4 protein-coding genes and 1 pseudogene are annotated in these 4860 nt (G+C 53.0%); all 5 read right to left on the bottom strand.

What is annotated here, in order from left to right:
* A partial coding sequence (locus tag A9762_RS28325) for an Imm8 family immunity protein (RefSeq protein ID WP_083254304.1) occupies positions 1–312 on the bottom strand: 312 nt, incomplete at its 3' end.
* A gap of 252 nt (positions 313–564) precedes the next feature.
* Positions 565–927, bottom strand: a complete 363-nt coding sequence (locus A9762_RS25945) for an immunity 8 family protein (protein ID WP_069344862.1) — start codon at positions 925–927, stop codon at positions 565–567.
* A 435-nt stretch (positions 928–1362) separates the two neighbouring features.
* Positions 1363–1608, bottom strand: coding sequence for a hypothetical protein (locus A9762_RS28320; protein WP_139133412.1), 246 nt, complete (start codon positions 1606–1608; stop codon positions 1363–1365).
* Positions 1609–2152: 544 nt separating this feature from the next.
* Positions 2153–2524 carry a hypothetical protein gene (locus A9762_RS25940; protein ID WP_069344861.1) on the bottom strand — a complete coding sequence of 124 codons (372 nt, stop codon included), beginning with the start codon at positions 2522–2524 and terminating at the stop codon, positions 2153–2155.
* 1257 nt (positions 2525–3781) lie between these two features.
* Positions 3782–4860 (bottom strand): annotated as a pseudogene (locus A9762_RS25935) (hypothetical protein); the annotation flags it as partial.

Below are 4860 nucleotides of genomic sequence, written 5' to 3'. Positions count from 1 at the left end.
TCGACTCAACTTCGTAGCAACCTCCACCCAATTAGCGCCCTCACAGCGATCAACGTACTCGTGAATAAAGCGCTCAATCTCATGAAAATCATACTCTTGAACAATCAGCATGTGGCGCCCCCACGTCGGCTGCCAAGTGCTTTTTAACAACCAGGCGGGTGAGCATACGAGCAGTTCAAAATCGTCAGCAGTCGCGGTACCCTCGCGCCCGACTCGCATCCGAAGAGTCAAAAAGAATGATTTTGGGTCATCTGGACGAAACGATTCCAGATCAAATTCATCATTCGAAATACTTTTTATTTTCGCTCGCATAGCGCCCTAATCCTAATCTGTCACGTTAAGGTGACCATTGCTAATCTTAACGGGACCGGTCAGCCCTTCGTAGACATCTTCAGAGCAAAATCTGTGATAACTGAGGAGGTCGGCATATGCGGCAAGCGTTACATAGATGACTTAAAAATAGAGGCAGTCCAATCATGGGCCGGAAGTGCTTGCAATCCCGGCAGCACTCCAAAAATCTTAGCTTAGTGTCCAGTTAACCCGCAGCATCCCAAAGCGGCCCCTTTACCGATCCTGATAATCTTCAAACTCCCATGCACCAACTCGGCTCAACTTTGCGGCGATGGCCGCCCAATCGTCACCATCGATAGCTGCTACGTAACGTTCAATAGCCGTTTTAATGGCGTCGTAATCGTAGATTTCTACAATCAGCATATGCCTGCCCCACAGCGGACCTTGAGTAGCACACTGCGCCTTAAGCCATTCCGGTGTGCAGACCTGAATGTCGAACGATTCGGAACTCGTCTCACCTTGTGGACCAAGGTAGGCTCGAATCCATGTACCGAAGTTCGACACATCATCCGGCCAGTAGTCGATCAACCTGTCCTCCAACAGCAAGGAATGCAACGATTTGATTTCAGCTTTCATGGTGTGACATTCAGATGTCCATTGCTAATCGGCCTACTACCGGGCGTGAGCTTCGCTTCGAAATTTGCCGGCACGCCGGTTGTGGCATACGAACTGTTCGGCTTCTCTGAAGGCAGCCGATAGACCCGACTACCGTCGCTACTTACCCACGACGAGCCACCATTCGAGATGCCCGCCTCCACCGGCGACTGGTTTTGCGCCGTGATCAAAAAATTCTTGGATACAGCGAGATACGAACTCATCTGATTCGGATCCGGTCAAGCCGCATCCCTGGCGCCCCATCGGTACGATTTGCCACAATCCCACCGCGTCAATTGGGAGCTCACCTGCCACCGTCGCAATATGGTCACCGAAGGTCTGACCGAAGTAGCGCTCATAAGCTGAGAGATTTAGGTCAATTTTCGGTGCACATTGAATCTAGGAGGTAGTCTCGGATCATCGCTTTTCATTCCTTTCTCGACCCCGTTTTAGGAATCGCCACTCCTTTACCAGTTGATAGGCAATTCCCAAAAAAATGGTGAGATACAGTGGCATTCCCGCCAAAGCCGGTTTCCATCCGGCACCACGAACCATAGACACCAGAACTGCGAGCAAAACGATCAACACAGCGCCTGAATAGGCAATTATCACCCGTTTTATCAATCGCCTTTTTTTACTTGAATATTGATTAAAATTGATCATCACTTCCCTCCCCTTTGGGTGATTGCGGTTTGGAGCGGACAAGTCGCCCCTTGAACCATTTGATTCAAAAAATCCCCCAAAGCACCTGGAAACATTCGCTTGACTGCACTTCCGAAAGTGGTGGATGCCGCGCCGAAACCTGCCGCAGCATCTGGACTGTCCTGATTTGTTGCACCCGCAGCCTGTGTCCCTGGCAGATGAGGTTCGAGAGGCTGGATGTGGTACAGCAGGACGAGTTGAATCGCTTCTTCACTTCCGTTTCCCTTCGTTGGAACGGACCTTAACCGCCTGCGAACTATTCGGGAGGGGAGCGGGTCGGTGAGGCTGGAAGGTGTCTTAATTCCGACAGCAGTCCACACGTGACTGAACAGTACTTTCCGAAGGCGCACCTGCTCTCAAGCGATCACGTCTGAAGCAAAATCACTTTCCAGCAACAGCAACTTCAAAACTCCGTTTTCCTGCACCTTGATGGACTCTGCGCACTCCTCTTGGAAACATTTCATTTCGATTCGCAGCATGAACATCGTGTCTCAAACTTCACTTCCTAACGCCGTGAAGGGAGGTTCCCCCATTCCGTCAGATACCCATCGGATAGCGGACCGAGAGACGCTCTAATCTCAGTCCAGCTCTGCGGCTCTACGCAGGCTCGTAAATACATAGCCTCAAGCAAGCCCGTCGACACGTATGCTTTTAATGCAGCATCTTCGCTTGCGACACCATCCTCGATAATCTGAAAAATGCCGACACGATCCTCTATACCGAATTCGCCCGCATGCTCGGCGAGCGCTTTGCCTAGCAATCCAAAAAGAACTGTAGTGGGGATATCCTTGCCCCACTCTTTAATGGCCGAACGTCGCGCCGAGTCAAACATATTGAACTTTGTTAGCTTCGCAACAAACTCCTGCCAATTACTCATTATTTTCCTCCCGAGGCATTTCTAAGGTCTCGCTGAACCGGCCAATCTTTCGTAGACATCTGCGGACCAAAATTTATAACAACTGAGGAGGTCGGCATATGCTGCAAGCGTTACATAGATAACCTAAAAATAAAGGCAGTCCAATGATAGGCCAGCAGTGCTTACGATCCCGGCAGCAGTCCAGTGATGGCGCAGGTAACAACCAACTGTTTGTCGTCAAACGGTCAAATCCAGCTCGAGCAGTGTCTCGTGGATCTGACCACTACACTTCTGTTCCGCCAACGGGCCATTGCTTCGCACCCTCTGCAAATACCCCTTCAGCAATAATCACTGCCTCAGCACCTCGAGACGGCTCGATCATCACTACGGTTAGACGTCCCTCCTCAATCGCGCGCAGCGCACGCTCCATGCTTTCAGATGGAAGGCGAATTGTCGCGTCCGAGAACGAATTTGACCAAACCATCAACTCTTCAAGCCTTCCGTCTGCAAAGCTATGCCAAGGAGTCGCCCTGACTCTGGATACAACGTTTTGAACGACAAAGTCCGATAGTCTGAACGACACAACGCCGAGGAACTCGAGCCGGGAATTCGCCCCCGATGTCTGGATAAACCCAATTCGAAGACTACCCACCGCTCTAGCTTGCCCGTGAGCAACAGCGACGATCCCGCCACGTTGCGAACGTTGACGATATGATTGCCCGGCACCACCGGCAGGTTTAGATTCTGAATCGTCGCCGCGATGATGTCGTCCGACATCGGCGGATGGTCCCACTACTCAACACCACCAACGCGCGACGATGGGAGGGCAAACCATAGCCCGCCGGGGTCACACCCCCCCGCGCCCGCCGCCAGCCATTCGCTCACGACCGAGTTAGCAATTTCCGCATTGGTTTCTCCGTACTGTGGCTGATGTAGCCAATCAAATTTGGTTCCACCGCCACCGATCACGGGCGTGGCACCACGTTCCAGAAGTGCAAATACACAGCGACGCACAAACTCTTCCAAGTCAGCACCGCTTAAACCAAACCCTTGCCGACCCGCCGGTACTATTTGCCACAATCCGACGGCGTCCACTGGCAGCTCATCGGCGACCGTCTGAATGTGCTCTGCGAGAGTGTGACCATAAAGTCTATGGCGGATGTCTAGTCTCATTTTTGATGTATCTTGAATCCAGAAGGCAATGCCTCATTATTGCTTGTAATTACATCGATTGTCGTACCGCTTCCAGTGCTAGTTCGAACTCCAAATACAGTCCCATCAGGCCGCTGATACCACGTACCTTTGCAACCTGACGGCGTGGAGGCCGGTTTTGCCCCACTCATTAACTGGGACTGAATTTCGGCAAACTGAGAGGGGGGAAACCGTTTGGATGTTCGCCCCCGCCCCTCGGCTGACATACCCCACCGGTCGGCCGTTTGGTAGAAGAATGTCGGCCATACTTGCGCTGCTTACGGCCACTCCTCTTGCAACCACCCCGCCGGTAATCGCAGTCACAACATTCAACCACCATCCGGGATCTCGCAATGCGCCCGCCCAGCTACTACCGAGCTGGTCAAACCCTGTAGATACCTGATCCGGATTCCTGAACAGGCCACCGAACACTATGTTGACAACCCCCGTCACACCCTGGGTCTGATAGTCAGGTTGCCCTGTCAATCGGCCTCTATTAAGTCCGTGCATGAACGTTGGGAGGTCGCCGCCGTCCATCACATAGTCAGTTTGCCCCGTCTGCGCGTTGTAGGCACCGTACCCATTAGGAACACCATTGGCATCAAGATAGGCAACTATTTGATAAGGTCCACTCGACAGTCCAAGCGGCTTACTGGACTCCGTTGTGACCTTTTGATACAGGGAACATTGATCACCTCCGCCACCCGCACATTTCTGCCTAATGCCATTAAAGTGCGCAATGGTGTTATTTAGCACTTCGTTCTGCGCCGCCAGTGCCGCCGCATTCGGATCGGCACCGACCGCACCCGCTGCTAGTCCGCTAAGTAACTGTGTAGCCGCAGAGATTATTGCAAGTTGCGCCGCGACCATTCCGGCCATCAGCGGCGCAAGCGCGCCAGCCATCATGGCCGACGCCATGATCATCCCGACCTGCTGAATCCCGAAGCTGCCGCCCTGCTTCACGAAATCGGTATGTAGATCGTTTTGCAGTGCCTGCTGGACGAAGTTGTCGCCCAGTTGTGCGGCGACGCCCGCGATGAACGCTTGCGTTGCAGCTTGGTCGACTTCTCCGTTCTGTCCCAGCAGTTGTAGTGCGCCGCCGATCTGGTTGAACTGATCGACGTTCAGCGTCAGTCCACCTGCGGCCGCACTCATGAAGCCGCCCG

This window comes from Pandoraea sp. ISTKB (assembly GCF_001721285.1).
Classification (GTDB): Bacteria; Pseudomonadota; Gammaproteobacteria; order Burkholderiales; family Burkholderiaceae; genus Pandoraea; species Pandoraea capi.
This window is presented reverse-complemented; position numbering and strand designations above follow the sequence as displayed.